Here is a 20,307-nt window from a genome sequence, read left to right as displayed (position 1 = left end):
GCTAAATCAGTCGAGAATCTAAAAACGCGGGTTTTATTAAATTCTGAGAGAGTTGTAGTAACAGCAGTAGTCACGTGCCGCCATTAGCGACCGGTCCGCATCCACAAAGGTCCGGCGCCCCTGCGTGACGCTGAAATAGTGGAAATTGCCCGGCCATGTCCCGGGCGAGCCGCTACCTTGGCCGCCGCTGCTCATATTCCGAGGGCAGAGCGCGGCGGCCGATCTTCTATTGGCCTGCGCGAATTCCGCCGGGCCGTTCATGAGGCGGTGTGCCTTCAAGAGACCCTGGTACTTTCCAGGCACTGCTTACTTTTGCCGAATGTGCTGATTACATCCTGCCTTTCGCGCGAGCGAGGCAGAGCGATTCGAACGTTGCGGAATGGAACGACATAGAGAAGCGCGCCGAAGCGATCCTGTCGTGCAAATGAGGTGAACGGGGTCGAGCGGTTGCATTGGACAGGCGAAACCAGACAGGGCACGTGCATGCACCGAAGCTTGCAGATCACCGTGCATGCACCGTGGCTCCCTCATCGAACATGAAAACGTGGCTCGCGGGCGAAAGCCCCTATACGGTACAAAACCTCGACGATGCCATCGCGCATCTCGAAGCCGCCATCGCCGCCGACAATCACGTCGCTGTCTTTGGCCGTCGCTACTGGTTCGATCGGGTGCAGCAGATCGCCTTGACGCCCGGAATCATGCACGCGCAAGCCCGCCGGCTCAGTCATTTGCTGAGCCGGCTGACCGGGGAAGGCTAACCTTTACGCCGCGTGCTTCGGGTCGTGCTGGCCGTATTGACCGTATTGACGTATCGCCCTCGCCACGCCCTGCAACTGCCTGAACGCGTCATAGCGCGCGTCGTGCAGCGCCGCAGTCTCACCCGTTGCCGGCGCATGAACGAGGCTGACCCGAGACATCTTCGACATCGCGGCACGCACGTCCTCGCAAAGCCCGCCCGCCACGGCGCCCAGCATCGCCGCACCCAGCAGCACGGGCTCTTCCGCCTCGGTCACCAGCACGGGCCTGGCCGTCGCATCGGCCAGCAACTGGCGCACGAGCGCAAGCCGCCCCGCGCCGCCGCTGATCACGATCCGCTCGATCGGAGCACCGGCCGCGGCCTGCGCTTCGATGATCTGGCGCAGGCCGTAACCAATGCTGCAAATACCCGCGATATAGAGCGCGACGAGGCTGTCCCGATCCGCGTCCATCCCGAGCCCCGCGATCACCGCTCTCGCGTGAGGATCGGCAAACGGCGCGCGGTTGCCGAGGAATTCGGGCACGACATGCAAGCCGTGCGCGAGCCCGACCGCCGCCGAAAGGTTGTCGGACACCTGCACCGCGAGACCGGCAAGCAGTGCCGGCAGCGACTGCCCCGCATCTTCTGCGCTGCGCTGCGTTTCGGCGGCCAGCGGATGCATCGCCAGCAGCCGCTCGATCGCCGCGCCGGCCACTGACTGGCCGCCTTCGTTGAGCCACGCCTGCGGCACCATCGCCGAGAAGTACGGTCCCCAGACGCCCGGCACGAACACCGGTTCGCGCGTGGTCGTCATCGTGCACGACGAGGTGCCGAAAACATAGCCGAGGCAGGACTCGGGCGCGCCGTCCGCGCCCACCGTGCCGATGCCCCCCGCGTGCGCGTCGATCACGCCCGCCGCGACCGGGGTGCCCGCCCGCAGGCCCAGTTCCGCCGCGGCCTGCGCGGTCAAACCGCTGCCAAGCGGCGTGCCGGGCTCCACGACACGCTGCCCGATGCGCGCAAAGCCTTCGTCGGCCAGCACGCCAAGACCCACCGCGCGGAAGTAGCTTTCGTCCCAGCGCCGCTCGTGCGCGAGGTAGGTCCACTTGCAGGTGACGGTGCAGGTGGAGCGCGCGAGATCGCCGCTCGCGCGCCATGTCAGGAAGTCGGTCAGATCGAAGAACTGCCAGGCCGCCTCGAACACGTGGGGCCGGTTCTCGAGCAGCCACAGCAGCTTGGGCGTTTCCATCTCCGGCGAGATCGTGCCGCCCACGAACTTGAGCACCGCATGTCCCGTCTCGTTGATGCGTTGCGCCTGCCCGAGCGCGCGATGGTCCATCCACACGATGATGTCGCGCTCGTCCTTTTCGGTCGGCCCCACCGGCAGGGGCCGGCCGCCCTCGCCCAGCACGACCAGCGAACAGGTGGCGTCGAAGCTGATCCCGGCGATCGCGTCGGGCGCAACGGCGGCCGTCGCGAGTGCGTCTTTCACCGCGCGGCAGACGGCCTTCCAGATCTCCGTGCTCGACTGTTCGACGATCGCGCCGCTCGCGTGAAACACGGTGATGTCGTGCTTCGCCGAGGCCACCATGACGCCCGAGGGATCGAAAATGCCCGCGCGGGCGCTGCCCGTGCCCACGTCCACGCCTATCGCGTAGCGCGTGCCGTGCGAACCGCTTGCAGCCGCGCCGGCTGCGGGATTGTCTGTGCTCATCGCTGTTTGCATGTCAGGGGAAAGGAAGGCGGCGCCCGCGCTCAAAGATCCACGCTGTTAGGCAGGATCACGAGATCGCGTATGGTCACGTTGCGCGGCCGCGTCAGCATGAAGAGTACCGCGTCGGCGACCTCTTTCGGCTGCATCAGGCTGCCCGAGGCCAGCGCCTCCTCCATTTTGGCCTTCGGCCAGTCGTCGAGCAACGCCGTGACGACGGGCCCCGGCGCCACCGCGCCCACTCGCACGCCGTGCTTCGCCACCTGGCGGCGCGTGGTGTGAACGAAGGCCTGCACGGCGAACTTCGAAGCCGTGTAGATGGGCTCCCACACCACCGGCACGATGCCTGCAATCGAGCTCGTGAAGACGATGTCGCCCGACTGCTGCGCGACCATGTGGGGCAGCACCGCATGCACGGACCGGAACGCCGCGTTGATATTGAGGTTCAGCATGCGGTCCCAGTCGTCGGGATTGCCGTTCACGACCTCGCCGCCGATATAGGCGCCCGCGTTCGCATGGAAGATGTCGAGGCCCCCTGCGAGCTGCAAGATCTTCGGCAGCATCGCGGACACCTCCGCGGGCTGCAGCAGATCCACCTGCAACGCGAACGCGTTCGGCCCCAGGTCAGCGCAGCAGGCTTCGAGCCGCTCTTTGGCGCGGTCGATCAATACGACCTTCGCGCCCGCTGCCACGAGCGTGCGCGCGCATTCGAGGCCGATACCCGATGCCGCGCCCGTGATGGCGGCCACCTTTCCCTTCATCGATTCAGACATGGATGACTCTCTCCAGGATGCTTGGAATTACGCGCGGCCATGCGTGACACGCGAGCGCCGGGCCAGCGAGTCGACGATCACCGCGATCGCCAGCACCGCGCCGGTGATCATGAAGCGCAGCGAGGAAGACAGATTCAGCAGCGTGAGGCCGCTCGCGATCGACTGGATCACGATGATGCCGAGCACGGCCGACCACGCGCTGCCGCGCCCGCCGAACAGGCTCGTGCCGCCGATCACGGCCGCCGCGATGGCGTTCAGGTTCACGTCGCCGGTGCCGGCCTGCTGGCTCGCCGAGGCGAGCCGCGCGGCCGTGAGCACGCCGCCGAGCGCGGCGAGGCCCGCGCAGAGCATGAACGCGCTCATGTAGATGCCGCGGACGTTGATACCGGCGCGGCGCGCGGCTTCGCGATTGCCGCCCACGGCGTTCATCGAACGGCCCCAGCGCGTGCGCATGAGCGCGTAATTCATGGCGAGAGCGAGGCCGAGGAAAAGGCCGAACATCAGCGGCACGCCGCGCCCGCGGTCGAGATAGCTCACCACGAGCTCGAGAAACACCGTGATGACCACGCCGCGCGCAAGCAGGCCGCCCACCGAGGGCGCCGAAAGGCGAGCCGCGCGGCGGCGCTCGCGGGTGCGCAGCCCGAGCAGCACGATCGCGAGTCCTGGCAGCAGCGCCAGCACATGCGAGACGAGCGCGGGAATGATCATCAGTTGCCCGAAGTTCACCACGGTCGAACCGTAGGGCAGGTTGATCGAACCGTCGGAGCCGAGCACGTAGAGCTGCATGCCGAGTATCGCGAGCAGACCCGCCAGCGTGGAGACGAAGCTCGGCATGCCGAGGCGGTTCAGCAGCAGCGCGTAGAGCGCGCCGATCAGCGCGCCCACAACCACGGCGGCCACGATGGCGAGCAGCACGGGCCATCCTTCGTTGACCCAGAGCGTGCCCACGAGCGCGGAGGCGAAGCCGCTCATGGAGCCCACCGAGAGGTCGATCTCGCCCACCAGCAGCACGCAGACGATGCCGAGCGAGATGACCCCGACCGTCGAGCAGTCGAACAGCAGGTTCACGAGGTTGTCGGCGGAAAGAAAGATCGGGTTCAGGCTCGTGAACACGGTCCAGATGATGACGAGACCCACGATCACCGGCAGCGAGCCGAGGTCGCCGGAGCGGATCCGGTCGACGAAGGCGGAAAGGCTCTCGCCGATCCCGGTGGCATGCTTCACGCGTACATCGCTGCGGTCGAGCAGCGGGGACGGCGGCGTGGCGTCCCGGGTTTCCTTGCTCATGGTCGCACCTCTCATTGCATGTCCTGTTGCGCCTGGCGCCGGCCCGCGCGGCGCGACACGGCATTCTCGGTCGCGCCGGTGATCGCGGCCACCAGCTCGGCGTTGGATGAATCGGGAAAGAAGACGCCGTTGTTGCGGCCGAGGCGCAGCACGACGATCCGGTCCGCCACGGCGCGCACGTCCTCCATGTTGTGGCTGATCATGATCACCGCGTGGCCGCGCTCGCGCACCCGCTCGATCAGGTTCAGCACCTCGGCCGTCTGCGCCACGCCCAGCGCGGCGGTGGGCTCGTCGAGCATGATCAGCTTCGGGTCCAGCAACAGCGAGCGCGCGATCGCCACGGTCTGGCGTTGCCCGCCCGAGAGCGAGGCGACCACGTCGCGCACGTTCGGAATGCGCGCCGAGAGCTCGTTGAGGAGCGTCCACGCGCGCACTTCCATCTGGACTTCGTCGAGCCGCATCGGGCTCAGCTCGCGGCCGAGAAAGATGTTCGCGACCACGTCGAGGTTTTCGCACAGCGCGAGGTCCTGGAACACGGTGGCGATGCCCAGATCGAGCGCCGTGGCGGGATCGGACAGCGCGACTTGCTGGCCGCGGAACGTGATCGCGCCCGCGCTCGGCTGATGGACGCCGGCCAGGATCTTCACGAGCGTCGATTTGCCTGCGCCGTTGTCGCCGACGAGGGCGACCACTTCGCCCGCGTGCACGTCGAGCTCGATGTCGGTGAGGGCCGAGACGGCGCCGAAGTGCTTGGAGACGCCGCGCAAACTCAGCACGAGCTCGCCCGGCGCCGCGCGTGATGGGGAATTCTCAGTCATGGTAGTCCCTGCTCTTTGCTTCCGGAGTGCGTCCGGGTTGCTTCCAGGCGGGGGCGGCTCGCGCCGGCCCCCCTTCATCTGCATACCTGATCAGTTCGCGATGTCCAGCTTCTTGCACCCGTCGGCATAACGGCCCGTGCACAGGTCCCTGGCGCTCGCGAAGCCCTTGTCCACCACCTCGGCCTTGATGTTCTTCGCGGTGATCACGGCGGGCTTGAAGAGCTGCGTGGGCGTGTTGAAGAGGGTGATCTCGCCCTTCGGCTTGTCGCCCGAAAGGAAGCCCACGGCTACCTTCGCGGCCGCCCCCGCCACGATCTCGCTCGGTTTGAGGATCGTGTTGTACTGGTCGCCCGAAACGATCAGCTGCAGGCCGGCGAGCGTCGCGTCGTTGCCCGTCACGGGCGGCACCGGGTTGACGCCGGCCGCCTTGAAGGCGGCGATGGTGCCGCCCGCCGTGCCGTCGTTGGCGGCCACCACGCCGACGATCTGCGAGCCGAAGCGCGTGATCTGCCCGCTCACCCATTGCTGGGCCTTGGGCGGCGCCCATTCCGGCGTGTCGTACTCGGCGAGCGTCTTGTAGCCGCTGCCTTCCAGGCCTTCGTGAATGCCCTTCTTGATGAGCCCGGCTGCCGCGTCGGTCGGCGAGCCGTTGACCTCGAGCACGCCGCCCTTGCCCGTGGCAACGCCTGCGTCCTTCAGGTGCTGCACGAGCGACTGGGCGATGGACTTGCCGATCTCTTCGTTGTCGAAGGAGACGTAATAGTCGGCGGGCGTGGAGGGCACCGGCCGGTCATAGGCGATCACCTTGATGCCCTGGCTTTGCGCCATATGAACCAACGACGCGGCCGCGGTGGAATCCACCGGGTCGAGCACGATCACCTTCGCCCCCTGAGCGATCACCGAATTGAACTGCTGCTGCTGCATCGCGGCGTCGGCATTCGCGTTCTGGTAGAGCACCTTGCAGCCCGCGCAGAGCTTCGCCATTTCGGCCTTGAAGCCGGGGAAATCGTGCTGCTCGTAGCGGGTGGAGGCGTGATCAGGCATCAGAAAAGCCACGGTGCCGCTCGGCGCGGCCAGCGCCGCGGTCGTGCCGGTCAGCGCCAGGGTCACGATGGCGGCGCCGATCAGAGGGGTCGAAAGTCGGGTCATGAGGTGTCTCCGTTGTTGGAAAAATGCCGATGCCGCCATGGCTATCGGTGGACCGCAGACAAACCTTGCCCACCGCCGCAAGACCTGAGCCCGGCGTGTCGGCACGGCCTGTTGTCGTGAGCTAGCCGGGCGCGTGGGCCTCGGCAGCGGCGCTGGCCGCGTTCAGTTGTTGCCACGCTCTCCAGCGCGAAGGTGACATCTGCTTGAGCTGCAGGAACTGGCGGTTGAAATTCGACAGATTATTGAAGCCCACCTGGTAGCAGATGTCGGTAATGCTCAGTTCGCCTGACAAAAGCAGCTGGCACGCGAGATTGATGCGCAGGCGGTTTACGTATTGCACGAAGGGCACGCCCGTATGCCGGCGGAAGTAGCGCGAAAAGGCGCTGACACTCTGCCCCGCCAGCTCGGCCAGCTCCGTCTCGCGCAGCTCCTGCGAGAGGTTCTTGCCGATGAAGCCCAGCACGTGATTGATGCGCGTGCCGGCGTAGCGCGTGGGGTCGGCGCGGTACGCGTCGCTCGCGAGCTTCACGGGCTCGGCGCTGCGGGCGAGCAGATCGAAAAGCGCCATGAACAGCACGATGCGCCGCAGCCCTTGCGCGCCCAGCATCTCGCGCATGACCGGTTCGGCAACCGCACCCGTTCTCGACGGAAACAGCAGGCCCGAGCGCGAGGCCTCGAGCAGGGGCTCCACGCGGCGGAATTCGGGAAACGCCTCGCTCGTGCGTGCGATAAACCCGGCGTCGAATTGCAGCACGAGACACCGTTCGTCCACGCGCTCGTTCTGCGGCACGCTGCTGACCCAGTTGTGCGGCAGGTTCGGTCCCACCATCACGAGGTTGCCGGGCGCGAAATTGCCGATGTGATCGCCGACGAAGTACTTGCCGACCGTCGAGGTGATGAGGTGAATCTCGTACTCGGGGTGAAAATGCCAGCGCACCGTGCGATAGGGGTAGCCGTGCGACCACACCTTGAACGACTCGTCGCGCGGCACCGCCACCAGCTCCAGATCCGGCTGGTCTATCCAGGTCTTACGGCCATCCCTGGGCGCCGCGTCCTCCGTGGCTTGCATCTGTCTTCCTCCTGCGGCGGTTCGTTCCTTGTTGTCGGGCTCGCGTTGCTGTCGAACGCCGCCATGACCTGAAAGTTACCCATGCGAGCGCCATCCCACCACTGAAAATAAGACCGCCTACTGATACTTTTTTGCATTCGGGTAAGCCCGTATCGCATCAAAAGTCAACTTTTGTGCAAGGCAACAGGTGGGGGCCGGATACGTATCCCGTTCGCGGTGCTCGTGGCGCCGGGGCAAGGACTAAAAAAAAAGCGCAACGGACACCGGCCCGTTGCGCTTTTTGCGGCGCGCGAAATTCTGCGCGAAAAAACGTGCCCGCCCGCTAGCGGCGAGTCAGCAGCACTTCCCCGCCCCCGTGCCATAGCGCGCGTTCTGCCGTTCGCGGAAGAATTCCTCGTAGGTCATCACCGGCCGGTCCGGATGTGTCGCGCGCATATGCGCCACATATCCTTCGTAGTCCGGCAGACCGACCATCAGGCGCATGGCCTGCCCCAGATAGCGGCCGGCCGTTTGCACGTTGTCACGCAGTCCCGAGAACATGATGCGCCTCGCCTCCGTTAATGTGCGCCGCCCGCGTGCTGCGCCAGCCCCGCGCCGGCCGGCATCGGCTCGAACGGCGTTTCCAGCGTGGTCGGACGATCGACCCGGCGCGCGCGCGCAATCGAAATCAGCCCGTACACGACGATGCTCACCACCACGAAGATAAAGAGCCCCGAAAGCGCCGCATCCACGTAGTCGTTGAAGATCATGCGCTGCATCTGCTCCAGCGACTTCGCGGGCCCGACGATCTTGCCGTCCGCAAGCGCGGCCGAAAGCTTCTGCGCATGCGCGACGAAGCTCACCTTGGGATTGCTGTCGAAAATCTTCTGCCACCCGGCCGTCAGCGTGCAGACGAGCAGCCAGATCGTGGGCAGCACCGTGACCCAGGCGAACTTCTCGCGCTTCATCTTGAACAGCACGACGGTGGCCAGCATCAGCGCGATACCCGCCAGCATCTGGTTCGAAATGCCGAAGAGCGGCCACAGCGTATTGATGCCGCCCAGCGGATCGACCACGCCCTGGTAGAGGAAATAGCCCCACGCCGCCACGCACAGCGCCGTGGCGATCAGGTTCGCGGGCAGCGACTCGGTGCGCTTGAGCGAAGGGTGGAACGTGCCGAGCAGGTCCTGCAGCATGAAGCGGCCCGCGCGCGTGCCCGCGTCGACGGCGGTGAGAATGAAGAGCGCTTCGAAGAGGATGGCGAAGTGATACCAGAAGGCCATCATCGCTTCGCCGCCTATCACCTGGTGCAGGATCTGCGCCATGCCCACCGCCAGCGTCGGAGCGCCGCCCGCGCGCGCCACGATGGTCGTCTCGCCCACGGCGTGCGCCGTTTGCGTGAGCATGTCGGGCGTGAGCGCGAAGCCCCACGTGCCGACCGTGTGCGCGACCGCGTCGGGCGTCGTGCCGAGCACGGCCAGCGGCGCGTTCATCGCGAAGTACACGCCCGGCTCGATTACCGAGGCGGCCACGAGCGCCATGATCGCGACGAAGGATTCCATCAGCATCGCGCCATAGCCGATAAAGCGCGCGTTGGTTTCGTTATCGAGCAGCTTGGGCGTCGTGCCCGAGGAGATCAGCGCATGGAAGCCCGACACCGACCCGCACGCGATCGTGATGAAGAGGAACGGGAACAGGTTGCCCGACCAGACCGGGCCCGTGCCGTCGATGAACTTCGTGAAGGCCGGCATCTTGAGTTCCGGCGCGACGATCAGGATGCCGATGGCCAGCGCGAGGATCGTGCCGATCTTCAGGAACGTGGAGAGATAGTCGCGCGGCGCGAGCAGCAGCCACACCGGCAGCACCGAGGCGACGAAGCCATAGCCGATCAGGATCCACGTGAGCTGGATGCCCGTGAACGTGAACATCGCCGCGAGCGTGGGCGAGTCGTGCACGTGCTGGCCGAACGCGATGGAGGCCATCAGCAGCACGAAGCCGATGACCGAGATTTCGCCGATCTTGCCGGGGCGAATGTAGCGCACGTACAGGCCCATGAAGATCGCGATGGGAATCGTCGCGGCCACGGTGAACGTGCCCCACGGCGAGTTCGTGAGCGCCTTCACCACGATCAGCGCGAGCACCGCGAGGATGATGATCATGATGAGGAAGGTGCCGAACAATGCGATCACGCCGGGCACGGGGCCCAGTTCCATCTTCACGAGATCGCCGAGCGAACGGCCGTCGCGGCGCGTGGAGAGGAACAGCACCACGAAGTCCTGCACGGCACCCGCGAACACCACGCCCGCGAGGATCCAGATCATGCCGGGCATGTAGCCCATCTGCGCGGCCAGCACCGGGCCCACCAGCGGCCCCGCGCCCGCGATCGCCGCGAAGTGGTGGCCGAACAGCACGTATTTGTTGGTGGGCACGTAGTCGAGCCCGTCGTTGTGGCGCACGGCCGGCGTCATGCGCAGGCCGTCGAGCTGCAGCACGGCGCTCGCGATGAAACGGCTGTAGAAGCGGTAGGCGATCAGATAAACGCAGATCGCGCAGACCACGATCCAGAGTGCGCTGATGCGCTCGCCGTGCGCGAGCGCGATGGTGCCGAACGCGAACGCGCCCAGCAGCGCGACGATGGTCCAGACGACGAAACTGGATGCCCGACTCATGGCGTCTCCATATTGTTTGTGTTTATGCGCGGTGCGCGGTGTTTACGCGATTCCCCGGATTCGGACCGGGCCCCAATGCGCTTCCTGCCTGAATCAGGCCTGAAGCAGCGTAGCGGATTTCGGCGCGGCGCATGGCGCAGCATGCACCATGCGGCGGCCCCGTAGTATTGGCTTTCGCCCAGGCGCCCACAACCGGAGAATTACGTAAGCCTCCTACGTAAAATTACGTAGCACACGCGCGTTCAAGGACACGTATAGCCGCGCCGGAGCGACTCGCGCACCGGCGCCATCAGCTTCGGCGAATCGGCGAGAACGGCGTCGACGCCCGCGCAGGCGGCTGCCTTGTAGTCGGCGGCGTTGTTGACGGCGATGGCGACAATATGGACATCGGGATGCGTGCGGAAGCACTGGACGGCGGCCGCGCTCCATAACGTGGCGCCGTTCACCGTCGAGCGGCCTTCGCCCAGGGTGAAGCGCTCCACGAGATCCATCTGGCGGCGAAACTCGAATGCGGCCCACGCCCCGGCGGGCGGCGGCGCCTCGCACGCTTGCGCGAGAGCAACCGTCGCGAGACGCTCGCGCGTCGCATCGCGCGACTCGAATAGCCGCGCCTGCGGCCAGGCGGCGAAGGCCTGCTGATACGCCGCTTCGGTCGAATAGAGGCGCACGCGCCCCCAGGCATCGGCGGCAGTCAGCACGCGCGCCACGGCGGCGGCCTGCGGTTGCGCCGGCAGCGCCTTCATGTCGAGAATCACGGGAATGCCCACCGGGATCTCGGCCAGCGCGGCCGCCAGCGTGGGAATGCCGACCGGCGCGGCGCGATAGGGATAAGTCGTCGCGCCGGCTGCGTCTTTCGTCGCGAACCGCCAGCCCGCATTGACGCCCGCCAGCTCGGCCGCCGTTTTCGACGCGACCGGACCGCTTGCGTCGGTGAGCGCCGCAAGGTCCGCCGGGCGGTACAGCACCGGCACGCCGTTGCGGCTTAGCTGCACGGTCAGCCAGATCGCGTCGGCATGATTCGCGATCGCCGTGCGTATGGCCGCCAGCGTGTTCTCGGGCGCGTCGCCGGTGCCGCCGCGATGCGCGATGACGAGCGGCGGCGCGGCGGCCGTCGGATGCTCATAGACGCGGCCGCCGCAGGCGGAAACAAGCAACACGGCCGAAACGGCGAGACAGGCAAGCAGGGGGCGAAGGGGCATCGGCAAGCTCCAGACGGATCGTTCGGGATGGAACCACACCTGCGCGGCGAACGGCAACCCGATCGTGCGGCAAGCCAGCGCCGCCATCATCACCGCCCGCCCCATCCCGATAAATGGCGCACGGAACCGCAGCGCAACGATTTCCCTGCATGGCGCGGCGCGCGCGGTTATGCTTGCTCACCCCGCGCTCGACCTTCGCCATGCCTGCCCCATTTTTCTTCAACGACCGCCTGAAGACGAAGATCTTCCTGCTCGCGGTCGTGCCGTTTCTTGCCGCCATCGCCGGGATCGGCATCGGCGTGCGGCAGCAGGCCACCACGCTCGCGCAGACGCAGCACGCGACCCTGCAGGCGGCGTATCTGACGAGCAAGGAAGTCGAGCTGCGTCATTATGTCGAGCTCGCCACGAGCGCGATCGCGCCGCTCTACGACGCGCCTCCCGATGCGACACCCGAAGAGATCGCCGCCCGCCAGCGCGAAGCGCTGGCCGTGCTGCAGAAAATGGACTTCGGCACGGACGGCTATTTCTTCGTCTACGACCTGCACGGCCGTTCGCTGATGCACCCGCGCGAGCCCGATCTGGTCGGCCGCAACCTGTGGGACCTGCGCGACCCGCAAGGCGCGCTCACGATCCAGCAGCTCATCGCCGCAGCCTCGCGCGGCGGCGGCTACGTGCGCTACCAGTGGCACCGGCCGTCCACGGGCCGCCTCGCGCCGAAGCTCGGCTACGTCGTGCCGCTGCCGCGCTGGGGCTGGATGGTGGGCACCGGCATCTATCTCGACGACGTCGATTCGACGCTCGCGCGCATCGACGAGCGCGCCACGGCCAATATCGAACGCACGCTGCTGTGGCTCGGCGTGATCGCGCTCTCGGGCGTCGCCGTGATCGCGATCGGCGCGCTCGTGCTCAACGTGAGCGAGCACCGCAGCGCCGACGCCAGGCTCAAGCGCCTCGCCCAGCAAGTGGTCGAGTCGCAGGAGCAGGAGCGCGCGCGGCTTTCGCGCGAGCTGCACGACGGCATCAGCCAGATGCTGGTGTCCGTGAAGCTGCTGCTCGAATCGGCGCTCGCGCGCTTCGAGCGCGGCGAGGTTCGCGTGCCGGCCGCCGAGGCCTCGCTCGCCACCGGCCTCACACGCCTTTCCGAAACATTGCGCGAGGTGCGCCGCATCTCGCACGCGCTGCGCCCCGCGATGCTCGACGACCTGGGTCTCGCCGCCGCGCTCGAACAGCTCACGCGCGAGCTCGGCGAGGAATCGGGCGTGCAGATCGTCTTCACCCAGACCGTCACGCCCGCGCCGCCGCTCAAGGCCCGCGCCGCGGCACTGCCCGACGCCGTGAACACCGTCCTCTTCCGCATCGCCCAGGAGGCGCTCACGAACATCGTGCGCCACGCGCAGGCGCCGCGCGCGGTCCTCACGCTCGACGTGACCGGCCGCGGCGTAACGCTGATCGTGGCCGACAACGGGCGCGGATTCGACGTCGCCCAGGCCCAGGCCGATCCCCGCGCGGGCCTTGGCCTGCGCAACATGCGCGAGCGGCTCGAACCGCTCGGCGGCCAGCTCACGCTGAGCTCGCAGCCCGGCCATACGGTCCTGACCGCATGGGTGCCGGTCGCGCACGGCCCGCAGGCGGGAACAACCGAAGCCGCAACGGCAGCAGCAGGAAAAGCAACGTCATGAACCACGACACAACCCAGCCGGCGCGCCTCGTGCTCGTCGACGATCATCCGCTCGTGCGCGACGGCCTGCGCGCGCGGCTCGAAGCGGTTGCGGGCCTCGCGGTGGCGGGCGAGGCCGGCAATGCCGACGAAGCCATCGCGCTCGCGGCCGCCGTCGAACCCGACCTCGTGCTGATGGACGTCGGCATGGCGGGAATGAACGGCATCGCGCTCGCGGGCCTCTTCCACGAGCGCTTTCCGCAGATCCGGGTGCTCATGCTCTCGATGCACGACAACGTGGAATACGTGACGGCGGCGGTGCGGGCGGGTGCGAGCGGCTACGTGCTGAAGGATTCGCCGTCCGCGGAGATCGTCCGCGCGATCGAGGCCGTACTCGCGGGACAAACCTGGTTCAGCGCGAACTTAAGTGCGCGCATGATCCAGGCATCGGCAAAAGAGGCGCCCATCGAACGGCTGACGCCGCGCGAGCGCGATATCCTCGACGCCCTGGCGCTTGGCCTCTCGAGCAAGCAGATCGCGCAGCGCACGGGGCTTTCGGTGCGCACCGTGGAGACGCACCGGCTCAACCTCAAGCGCAAGCTCGATATCGACGGCCAGGCGGAGCTGATCAAGTTCGCGGTGGAAAACCGCAGAAAGTGAGAGCGAAGCGGGCGGGCGGCCGGTGGCGGCCGCCCGGGGGAAAAGCAGGAGGCGCGTCAGCTGCGCGCGTTGTGATCGACGAGAAACTTGATGAGGCCGTCGATGCCGCCCTTGGCGATCTGGTCGGCGAACTGCGTCTGGTACACCTGGATCAGCCAGGCGCCCATCATGTTGATGTCATAGATCTTCCAGCCCGAAGCCGTGCGTTCGAGCCGGTAGTCGATGGCGTCGTCGCCGCCGTTGCTGAGGACGTGCGACTGTACGACCGTATCTTTCGCGCCCGCGCCCGTGTTGGAGGGCAGGAACTTGAAGGTCACCTGGGTATCGCGCAGCTGCGAGAGCGAAGCCGCGTAGGTTTTCACGAGCAGGAGCTGGAATTGCTCATACAGCTTCTGCTGCTGGTCGGGCGTGGCCGTCGTCCAGGCCTTGCCGATGGCGATCCGCGTGGTGCGCTGGAAGTCGGTGGCCGGCACAAAATGGGTCTGGACCGTCTCGGTGATCTTCGCCATGTCGCCGCCGCGCGCCTGCGGATCGGCCTGCATCGCCTTGACGGTGCCTTCTACGGCATCCTTGACGATCGCGTCTGGCGAACTCTGGGCCCAGGCGGAACCCGACACAAAAGCAGCAGCGGCGACAAATGCAGTGAAATAACGTTTCATACGCTCATCGGGAAGTAAGATTCAAGCGCCAGTCCGCCATGCGACTCGCGGATCGGCCGGGCCAGTATAACGGCTTTGCCGGCGCCTCCCGTGTGTGCAAGCCGCGCCGCAATGGGCGAGGCCGGTATACTGACGCGCTTCGCCAGAAAAAAACCGTCATGGACAGGGCCCCCTCGCCTGTATGCTGAAGCCATTCATTGTTCACCTCGTCGCCTGGTCGGTGCGCCGCGCGGCGTGGGTCATCGCACTCGCGCTCGTACTGGCCGCGCTTTGCGGCGTGTACGTCGTCAAACATTTCAAGATCAATACGGATGTCAGCGGCCTCGTCGAGAACGACGCCCAATGGTCCGCGCTCGGCGACGCCATCGATAAAGCCTTCCCGCAGCGCGGCCAGTCGCTGCTCGTGGTCGTCGAGGCCAACGCGCCCGAGCTCGCGGACGCCGCCGCCGACAAGCTCGCCGACGCGCTCAGGCAGGACCCGCGCGAATTCAGCGCGGTCTCGCAGCCCGCGGGCGGCCCGTTTTTCGAGCACAACGGCCTCCTGTTCCCGTCCACGGCCGAGGTGCTCTCGACCACGGGCCAGCTCGTGCAGGCGCGCCCGCTCGTCAACCAGCTCGCGAAAGACCCGAGCGTCACGGGTCTTGCCGGCACGCTCACGACCACGCTGCTGCTGCCGCTCACGATCGGCCAGGTGAAGCTGCCCGACATGGCGCACCTGCTCGGCAGCGCCGCCGACACGGTCGACCAGGTGCTCGCCGGCAAGCCGGCCGCGTTCTCGTGGCGCGCGCTGGTGGACAAGGATGCGGCCGCGCAGCCCGCGTTCGCGTTCGTGACCGTGCAGCCGGTGCTCAACTTCGCGGCGCTGAAGGCGGGCGCGAGCGCCTCGCAGGCGATCCGCGCCACCGCGGCCTCGCTGCACCTCGACCGCGAATACGGCGCGCGCGTGCGCCTGACGGGCGAACAGCCGCTCGCCGACGAAGAATTCGCCTCGGTGGAGGACGGCGCCGCGTTCAACGGTGCGCTCACCGCCGTCGTCGTGCTGGCGATCCTCTGGCTCGCGCTGCGCTCGGGCAAGCTGATCGTCGCCGTGCTCATCACGCTCGTGATCGGGCTCGTCATCACGGCCGCGCTCGGCCTCATGATGGTCGGCTCGCTCAACATGCTCTCGGTCGCCTTCATGGTGCTGTTCGTCGGCCTTGGCGTGGACTTCGGCGTGCAGTTCGGCGTGAAGTACCGCGAGGAGCGCTACCAGGACGACCGGCTCGACGCCGCCCTCCTCAAGACGGCGCGCGTGATCGGCGTGCCGCTCACGCTCGCGGCCATCGCCGTGGCGGAAAGCTTCTTCTCCTTCCTGCCCACGGCCTACCGGGGGCTCTCCGAGCTCGGCCAGATCGCGGGCGTGGGCATGTTCGTCGCCTACTTCGCGAACATGACCGTGATGCCCGCGCTCATCAGCGTGTTCAAGCCGCACGGCGAGAAGGCCTCGCCGGGCTTCGCCTTTCTCGCGCCGGTGGACCGCTGGCTCGCGGAACACCGCAATCCGGTGCTGATCGGCACGCTCATCGTGGTGGTGGGCGCCACGCCGCTCCTCTTGCACCTGCGCTTCGACTTCAACCCGCTGCACCTGAAGGACCCGCACACCGAGTCGATGGCGACGCTGATTGCGCTGAAGAATTCGCCCGTCATCTCGATCAACGACGTGAGCGTGCTCGCGCCCACGCTGGCCGACGCCGACAAGATCGCCGCGAAGCTCTCGAAGCTGCCGGAAGTGGGACGCGCCACGACGCTCAGCTCGCTGATCCCCGACGATCAGCAGCAAAAGCTCATGCTGATCTCCGGCGCCGCGCAGCAGTTGCTGCCCGCGCTCACGCAGCAGCCGTCCGCGCCGGCCACCGACGCCGTGCGCGTGGAGACGCTCAAGCGCGCCGCGAACCAGCTCGCGCTCGCGGCCGGCGACCACCCGGGACCGGGCGCGGCGGAAGCCTCGCATCTGTCCGCCGCGCTCACGAAGCTCGCCAACGCCGACGCGGCCACGCGCGACCGCGCCGAGCAGGCCTTCAGCCTGCCGCTGAAGCTCGCGCTCGCGCAGCTCGCGCGCCTCCTGCAACCCGCGCCGATCACACGGGACACGCTGCCGCCCGCGATGGTGCGCGACTGGATCGCGCCGACAGGTCAGGCGATCGTGGACGTCGCGCCGCGCGTGCCGCCGGGCGTCGGCCCGAACGACGACCCGATGCTCGCGCGCTTCGCCGACACCGTGAAGGCCGCGGAACCGGGCGCCATCGGCGGGCCGATCTCGATCCTGCATTCGGCGAACGTGATCATCCTCGCGTTCCTCGAAGCAGCGGCCTGGTCCGTCGTGCTTATCACGATCCTGCTGTGGATCACGCTGCGCCAGTTCAGCGACGTGCTGCGCACGCTCATCCCGCTGCTGGTTTCGGCGCTCGTGACGCTGGAGCTGTGCGTGGTGCTCGGCATCCAGCTCAATTTCGCGAACATCATCGCGCTGCCGTTGATGCTGGGCGTGGGCGTCGCGTTCAAGATCTATTTCGTGATGGCGTGGCGCGAGGGACAGACGGGCCTGCTCCATTCGAGCCTCACGCACGCGGTGCTGTTTTCCGCGGCGACCACGGCCACCGCGTTCGGGAGCCTCTGGCTCTCGCACCATCCGGGCACCTCGAGCATGGGCAAGCTGCTCGCGCTCTCGCTCTTCTGCACGCTGATCGGCGCCGTGGTGTTCCAGCCCGTGCTGATGGGCAAGCCGCGCGTGACAAAACGCAAAAGATCGCAACTCCAGGGAATCGACCAATGAAAAACAAACGAGCCGCGCTGACCATGGCGGCGGCGACCCTGACGCTCCTCGCGGCGTCGGGCTGCGCCACGGGCCCCGACCGCAAGCCGGAAGACCCGTTCGAGCCTGCGAACCGCGCGATCTTCAAGTTCAACGACGTCATCGACCGCACCATCGCGCAGCCGGTCGCGAAGGGCTATACGAAGGTGACGCCGCAGCCGCTGCGCCAGGCGATCAGCAACTTCTTTTCGAACCTGGGCGACGTCAGCAACTTCGCCAACGACCTGCTGCAGCTGAAGATCACCGACGCCACCGAGGACCTGATGCGCCTCGCGATGAACACGACTTTCGGCGTGGGCGGTCTGGTCGACTTCGCGACGCCCGCCGGGCTGCCGAAGCACCACCAGGACTTCGGTCTCACGATGGGGCGCTACGGCATTCCCGCCGGGCCGTATCTCGTGTTGCCGCTGTTCGGGCCGAGCGACGTGCGCGACGGCATCGGCATGGCCGTCGACGTGAAATTCAACGTGCTCAACTACATCGAGCCGGCCGTGCGCAATCCGCTCTACATCGCGCAATTCATCAGCACGCGGGCCGACCTGCTCGGCGCCACCGACCTGCTCTCGCAGGCTGCGCTCGACAAGTATTCGTTCGTGCGCGACGCGTACCGTCAGCAGCGCGAATCGATGCTGCGCGGCTCGCAGTCGGGCAACCAGGGCCTGCTGAACTATGGCGACCCGGGCCAGTCGGGCAGCTCCGGTAGCCCGGGCAATTCGAACGGGCTGCCGAACTACGAAGATCCGGGCGACACGGGCGGCGCCGACGGGTCGGGCGCCAAGGGCAACGGCGGCGGGGACAAGGGCGGGGCGGACAACGGTCTGCCGGATTACTACGACCCGGGCGAATCGGGCGCGAGCGGCACGGCCGGCGCTGTTACGGGCGCAGCGGCTCCCGGTGCGGCGTCGGAAACCGCCGGGGCGGCTGCGCCAGCGGCAGCATCAGCCGCGGCTGCCGCTTCGGGAACTGCAGCACAGGCACCGGCTACCGCGTCGGCCGCCAGCGCTACCAGTGCCGTCAACAAGGCCGCCGCACCGGCTCCGGCTTCCGCGCCCTGACGCGCGGCGGGATCGGTTTCGACGGACTGCATGACGGGCGGGCGCGCCCCAACGCGGCAAACGCGCCCGCTACCTTCTTTTCAGTGAATCTCGCGGCAATACGCGACGTTGAACTGTTGCGCCAGCTTCTCGAGACGGCGATCCAGGGACCACAGAGTCGCACCGGGTGTCATCAGGGTCGAGGCCAGCAGCGTGAGGTCAACGCCGCCGCAGCCTTTTCCATAGAGCTGCTTCGCCTCGATAAACTGCAGGACCTCGGACCCTGTTGCTTGATGGGCGCGACGTAGCAAGCCAATGTCACGCAGCGTGCGCGCGTGGGGCTCGGGCGGCGTGCCGCACGCCAGTTCGAGAATGACGAGCGGGTGTGTCAGCGCCTGATCGGCCGTGATGAGCTGGACGAGGTTTTCGTTGCGTTGGCGAAAATGGTCCACCCACACCGAAGTGTCGATCAGGACATTCATCACGCCTCGGGCTCCTGACGGCGCCTCGGAATATCGGGCATGGCGGGCGCCGCGCCGCCCAACGCCGCGAGGCGCCTGGCCGCCTGAACCCTGACGAAAGTCTCGATCGCGGTGCGAAACAGCTCGGCCTTGTCGATGCCGGGTTCGGCAAATTCGAGCGCCTGCTCGTACAGCGCGTCGTCGATGGTCACCGTCGTTCTCATGATGAGAGATTCCTGATTTGATGCGATCTGGCATCCAGATTAGCATCAATTCGACCATCCAGCGCAAGCGCCTCAGTGCACCGCGTCCTCTTCGCTCGGCTCGATGACCGTATCGGCCACCGCGTGGACGGCCTGACGATAGCGCTCATACGCCTCGTCGGCATAGCGGATGCGCTCGCGCCCGTGCGGCGCCGGCTTGCCGTCTTCGCCGAGGTTCACGAACACCATCTTTTCGATCGTCAGGATGCTCTTGCGCGTGATCTTGTTGCGCACTTCGCAGCGCAGCGTGATCGAGGTGCGGCCGAACTCCGTAGCCGTCATCCCGAGCTCGATGATGTCGCCCTGGCGCGCCGAGCTCACAAAGTTGATCTCCGAGATGAACTTCGTCACCACGCGCTGGTTGTCGAGCTGGCAAATGGCGTAAATGGCGGCTTCTTCGTCGATCCAGCGCAGCAGGCTGCCGCCGAACAGCGTGCCGTTCGGATTCAGGTCCTCAGGCTTGACCCATTTGCGAGTGTGAAAATTCATGGCTGCGGCTCCCGGCAATTTGATCCAACCCCGTTCAATACTGAATATCCAGGGTTAACACCTGGATGGTATCAGAGATCAGGGTTTTCCCTAGTATTTCAATATTCTGGATGGATCAGGCGGGAAAGACCGCGCCGGAGGCGGCCAGCGCACGCCGCGCGGCGGCGAGCGTCTGTCGCGCAGCCTTGGCGTCGGCGGCAACGCGCAGCAGGCCGCCCAGCTGCGACGGCGCGCGCGCAAGCTCGCGCAAAACCGGCAGCACGGCCGTAGTGCCGTCGTCGCGCAGGCCGGCCATCGCCGCCTTCGGCAGGCTGCGCCAGGCCGGGTCGACGATCGCGCGGCATACCGCGAACGGCAGCCCGCGTGCGGCGGCGGCGGCGGCCGCCAGGTGCGATTCCATGTCCACGGCGAGCGCCCCGCCCGTCGAGCGATGCAGCGAGGCTTTCTCGCTCGCGCCGGTCAGCGGCGCCGCGACCGCCGCTTCAATCCCGCGCCGCACGCGCGCCGCGAGCGGCGACGCCGCCAGCGCCTCGGCAAGCCGGGCCGTCCAGGCGAGGTCGGTGGCGATGCGGCCGAACGGGCCGTCCACGGCGTCGGCAATGACGAGTGTGCCCGGCTCCAGATCGGGCGCGAGTCCGCCCGCCGTGCCGAAGCTCACGATGCCCGAGGCGCCGCGGTCGAGCGCCGCCGTCAGCGCGCGTTCGAGCAGATCGGCGCGCGCCGCATAAACCGCCACGACGCCGTCGCGCCCGTCGCCTTGCGCGATGGCCGCTTCGAACGCCATGCCCGCGACGGCAATGACAGGCAGTGCGGGCCGCGAGGACATTCCGCCTGCGCGCGTGG

Annotated in this window: 19 protein-coding genes; 5 read left to right on the top strand and 14 right to left on the bottom strand. The window is 67.2% G+C overall.

Annotated features, from left to right (window positions below; translation table 11 throughout):
* Positions 1-536: 536 nt before the first annotated feature.
* A complete protein-coding gene (locus BAC01S_RS32280; RefSeq protein ID WP_043203336.1) occupies positions 537-758 on the top strand; it encodes a hypothetical protein in 222 nt (73 codons plus the stop codon).
* Positions 759-761: 3 nt separating this feature from the next.
* Here BAC01S_RS32280 and BAC01S_RS22805 read toward each other — a convergent pair whose 3' ends face one another.
* The 9 genes from BAC01S_RS22805 to BAC01S_RS22760 form a co-directional block, all read right to left on the bottom strand.
* On the bottom strand, positions 762-2,450 hold the full coding sequence (locus BAC01S_RS22805) for an FGGY-family carbohydrate kinase (RefSeq protein ID WP_027796838.1): 1,689 nt from the start codon (positions 2,448-2,450) through the stop codon (positions 762-764).
* Between the two features lie 41 nt (positions 2,451-2,491).
* The gene (locus BAC01S_RS22800) at positions 2,492-3,220 is read right to left on the bottom strand and encodes an SDR family oxidoreductase (RefSeq protein ID WP_027796837.1); all 729 of its coding nucleotides are present in this window, start codon (positions 3,218-3,220) and stop codon (positions 2,492-2,494) included.
* Between the two features lie 27 nt (positions 3,221-3,247).
* Positions 3,248-4,507 carry a sugar ABC transporter permease gene (locus BAC01S_RS22795; protein ID WP_027796897.1) on the bottom strand — a complete coding sequence of 420 codons (1,260 nt, stop codon included), beginning with the start codon at positions 4,505-4,507 and terminating at the stop codon, positions 3,248-3,250.
* Between the two features lie 11 nt (positions 4,508-4,518).
* Entirely contained in the window at positions 4,519-5,325 is an 807-nt protein-coding gene (locus BAC01S_RS32275) for an ATP-binding cassette domain-containing protein (protein WP_043203334.1), read from the bottom strand.
* Positions 5,326-5,415: 90 nt separating this feature from the next.
* Positions 5,416-6,474, bottom strand: coding sequence for an ABC transporter substrate-binding protein (locus BAC01S_RS22780; RefSeq protein ID WP_027796836.1), 1,059 nt, complete (start codon positions 6,472-6,474; stop codon positions 5,416-5,418).
* A 121-nt stretch (positions 6,475-6,595) separates the two neighbouring features.
* Entirely contained in the window at positions 6,596-7,543 is a 948-nt protein-coding gene (locus tag BAC01S_RS22775; RefSeq protein WP_027796835.1) for an AraC family transcriptional regulator, read from the bottom strand.
* 333 nt (positions 7,544-7,876) lie between these two features.
* Positions 7,877-8,083: a YbdD/YjiX family protein gene (locus tag BAC01S_RS22770; protein ID WP_027796834.1), complete on the bottom strand. Its 207-nt coding sequence runs from the start codon at positions 8,081-8,083 to the stop codon at positions 7,877-7,879.
* A 17-nt stretch (positions 8,084-8,100) separates the two neighbouring features.
* On the bottom strand, positions 8,101-10,191 hold the full coding sequence (locus BAC01S_RS22765) for a carbon starvation CstA family protein (RefSeq protein WP_027796833.1): 2,091 nt from the start codon (positions 10,189-10,191) through the stop codon (positions 8,101-8,103).
* Positions 10,192-10,433: 242 nt separating this feature from the next.
* Complete coding sequence (locus BAC01S_RS22760) at positions 10,434-11,390, bottom strand: glycerophosphodiester phosphodiesterase family protein (protein ID WP_043203352.1); 957 nt, start codon at positions 11,388-11,390, stop codon at positions 10,434-10,436.
* Between the two features lie 200 nt (positions 11,391-11,590).
* On the opposite strand from BAC01S_RS22760, the gene BAC01S_RS22755 reads away from it, so the two are divergent.
* A complete protein-coding gene (locus BAC01S_RS22755; RefSeq protein WP_027796831.1) occupies positions 11,591-13,069 on the top strand; it encodes a cache domain-containing protein in 1,479 nt (492 codons plus the stop codon).
* Positions 13,066-13,707, top strand: coding sequence for a response regulator (locus tag BAC01S_RS22750; RefSeq protein WP_027796830.1), 642 nt, complete (start codon positions 13,066-13,068; stop codon positions 13,705-13,707). Before BAC01S_RS22755 ends, BAC01S_RS22750 begins: the two co-directional genes overlap by 4 nt.
* Before the next feature lie 56 nt (positions 13,708-13,763).
* Here the strand turns inward: BAC01S_RS22750 and BAC01S_RS22745 are convergent, their stop codons facing one another.
* Positions 13,764-14,366 carry an MlaC/ttg2D family ABC transporter substrate-binding protein gene (locus BAC01S_RS22745; RefSeq protein ID WP_027796829.1) on the bottom strand — a complete coding sequence of 201 codons (603 nt, stop codon included), beginning with the start codon at positions 14,364-14,366 and terminating at the stop codon, positions 13,764-13,766.
* Between the two features lie 181 nt (positions 14,367-14,547).
* Between BAC01S_RS22745 and hpnN the strand changes: the two genes are divergently transcribed.
* Together hpnN and BAC01S_RS22735 are read left to right on the top strand one after the other, a co-directional pair.
* Entirely contained in the window at positions 14,548-17,178 is a 2,631-nt protein-coding gene (gene hpnN / locus BAC01S_RS22740; RefSeq protein WP_027796828.1) for a hopanoid transporter HpnN, read from the top strand.
* On the top strand, positions 17,175-18,272 hold the full coding sequence (locus BAC01S_RS22735; RefSeq protein ID WP_027796827.1) for an MlaA family lipoprotein: 1,098 nt from the start codon (positions 17,175-17,177) through the stop codon (positions 18,270-18,272). Before hpnN ends, BAC01S_RS22735 begins: the two co-directional genes overlap by 4 nt.
* A gap of 80 nt (positions 18,273-18,352) precedes the next feature.
* Here the strand turns inward: BAC01S_RS22735 and BAC01S_RS22730 are convergent, their stop codons facing one another.
* From BAC01S_RS22730 to BAC01S_RS22715, 4 genes are all read right to left on the bottom strand, one after another.
* Positions 18,353-18,733: a type II toxin-antitoxin system VapC family toxin gene (locus BAC01S_RS22730; protein WP_027796826.1), complete on the bottom strand. Its 381-nt coding sequence runs from the start codon at positions 18,731-18,733 to the stop codon at positions 18,353-18,355.
* Positions 18,733-18,936, bottom strand: coding sequence for a type II toxin-antitoxin system VapB family antitoxin (locus tag BAC01S_RS22725; RefSeq protein ID WP_027796825.1), 204 nt, complete (start codon positions 18,934-18,936; stop codon positions 18,733-18,735). Before BAC01S_RS22725 ends, BAC01S_RS22730 begins: the two co-directional genes overlap by 1 nt.
* A gap of 72 nt (positions 18,937-19,008) precedes the next feature.
* On the bottom strand, positions 19,009-19,464 hold the full coding sequence (locus tag BAC01S_RS22720; RefSeq protein WP_027796824.1) for an acyl-CoA thioesterase: 456 nt from the start codon (positions 19,462-19,464) through the stop codon (positions 19,009-19,011).
* Between the two features lie 115 nt (positions 19,465-19,579).
* Positions 19,580-20,290 (bottom strand): phosphorylase, encoded by a 711-nt coding sequence (locus tag BAC01S_RS22715; protein WP_245616656.1) that lies wholly within the window; start codon positions 20,288-20,290, stop codon positions 19,580-19,582.
* Between the last annotated feature and the right edge of the window lie 17 nt (positions 20,291-20,307).

Source organism: Paraburkholderia acidipaludis NBRC 101816 (assembly GCF_000684975.1).
Classification (GTDB): Bacteria; Pseudomonadota; Gammaproteobacteria; order Burkholderiales; family Burkholderiaceae; genus Paraburkholderia; species Paraburkholderia acidipaludis.
Note: the sequence above shows the minus strand (reverse complement) of the source record. Positions and strands in the feature narration are given on the sequence as shown.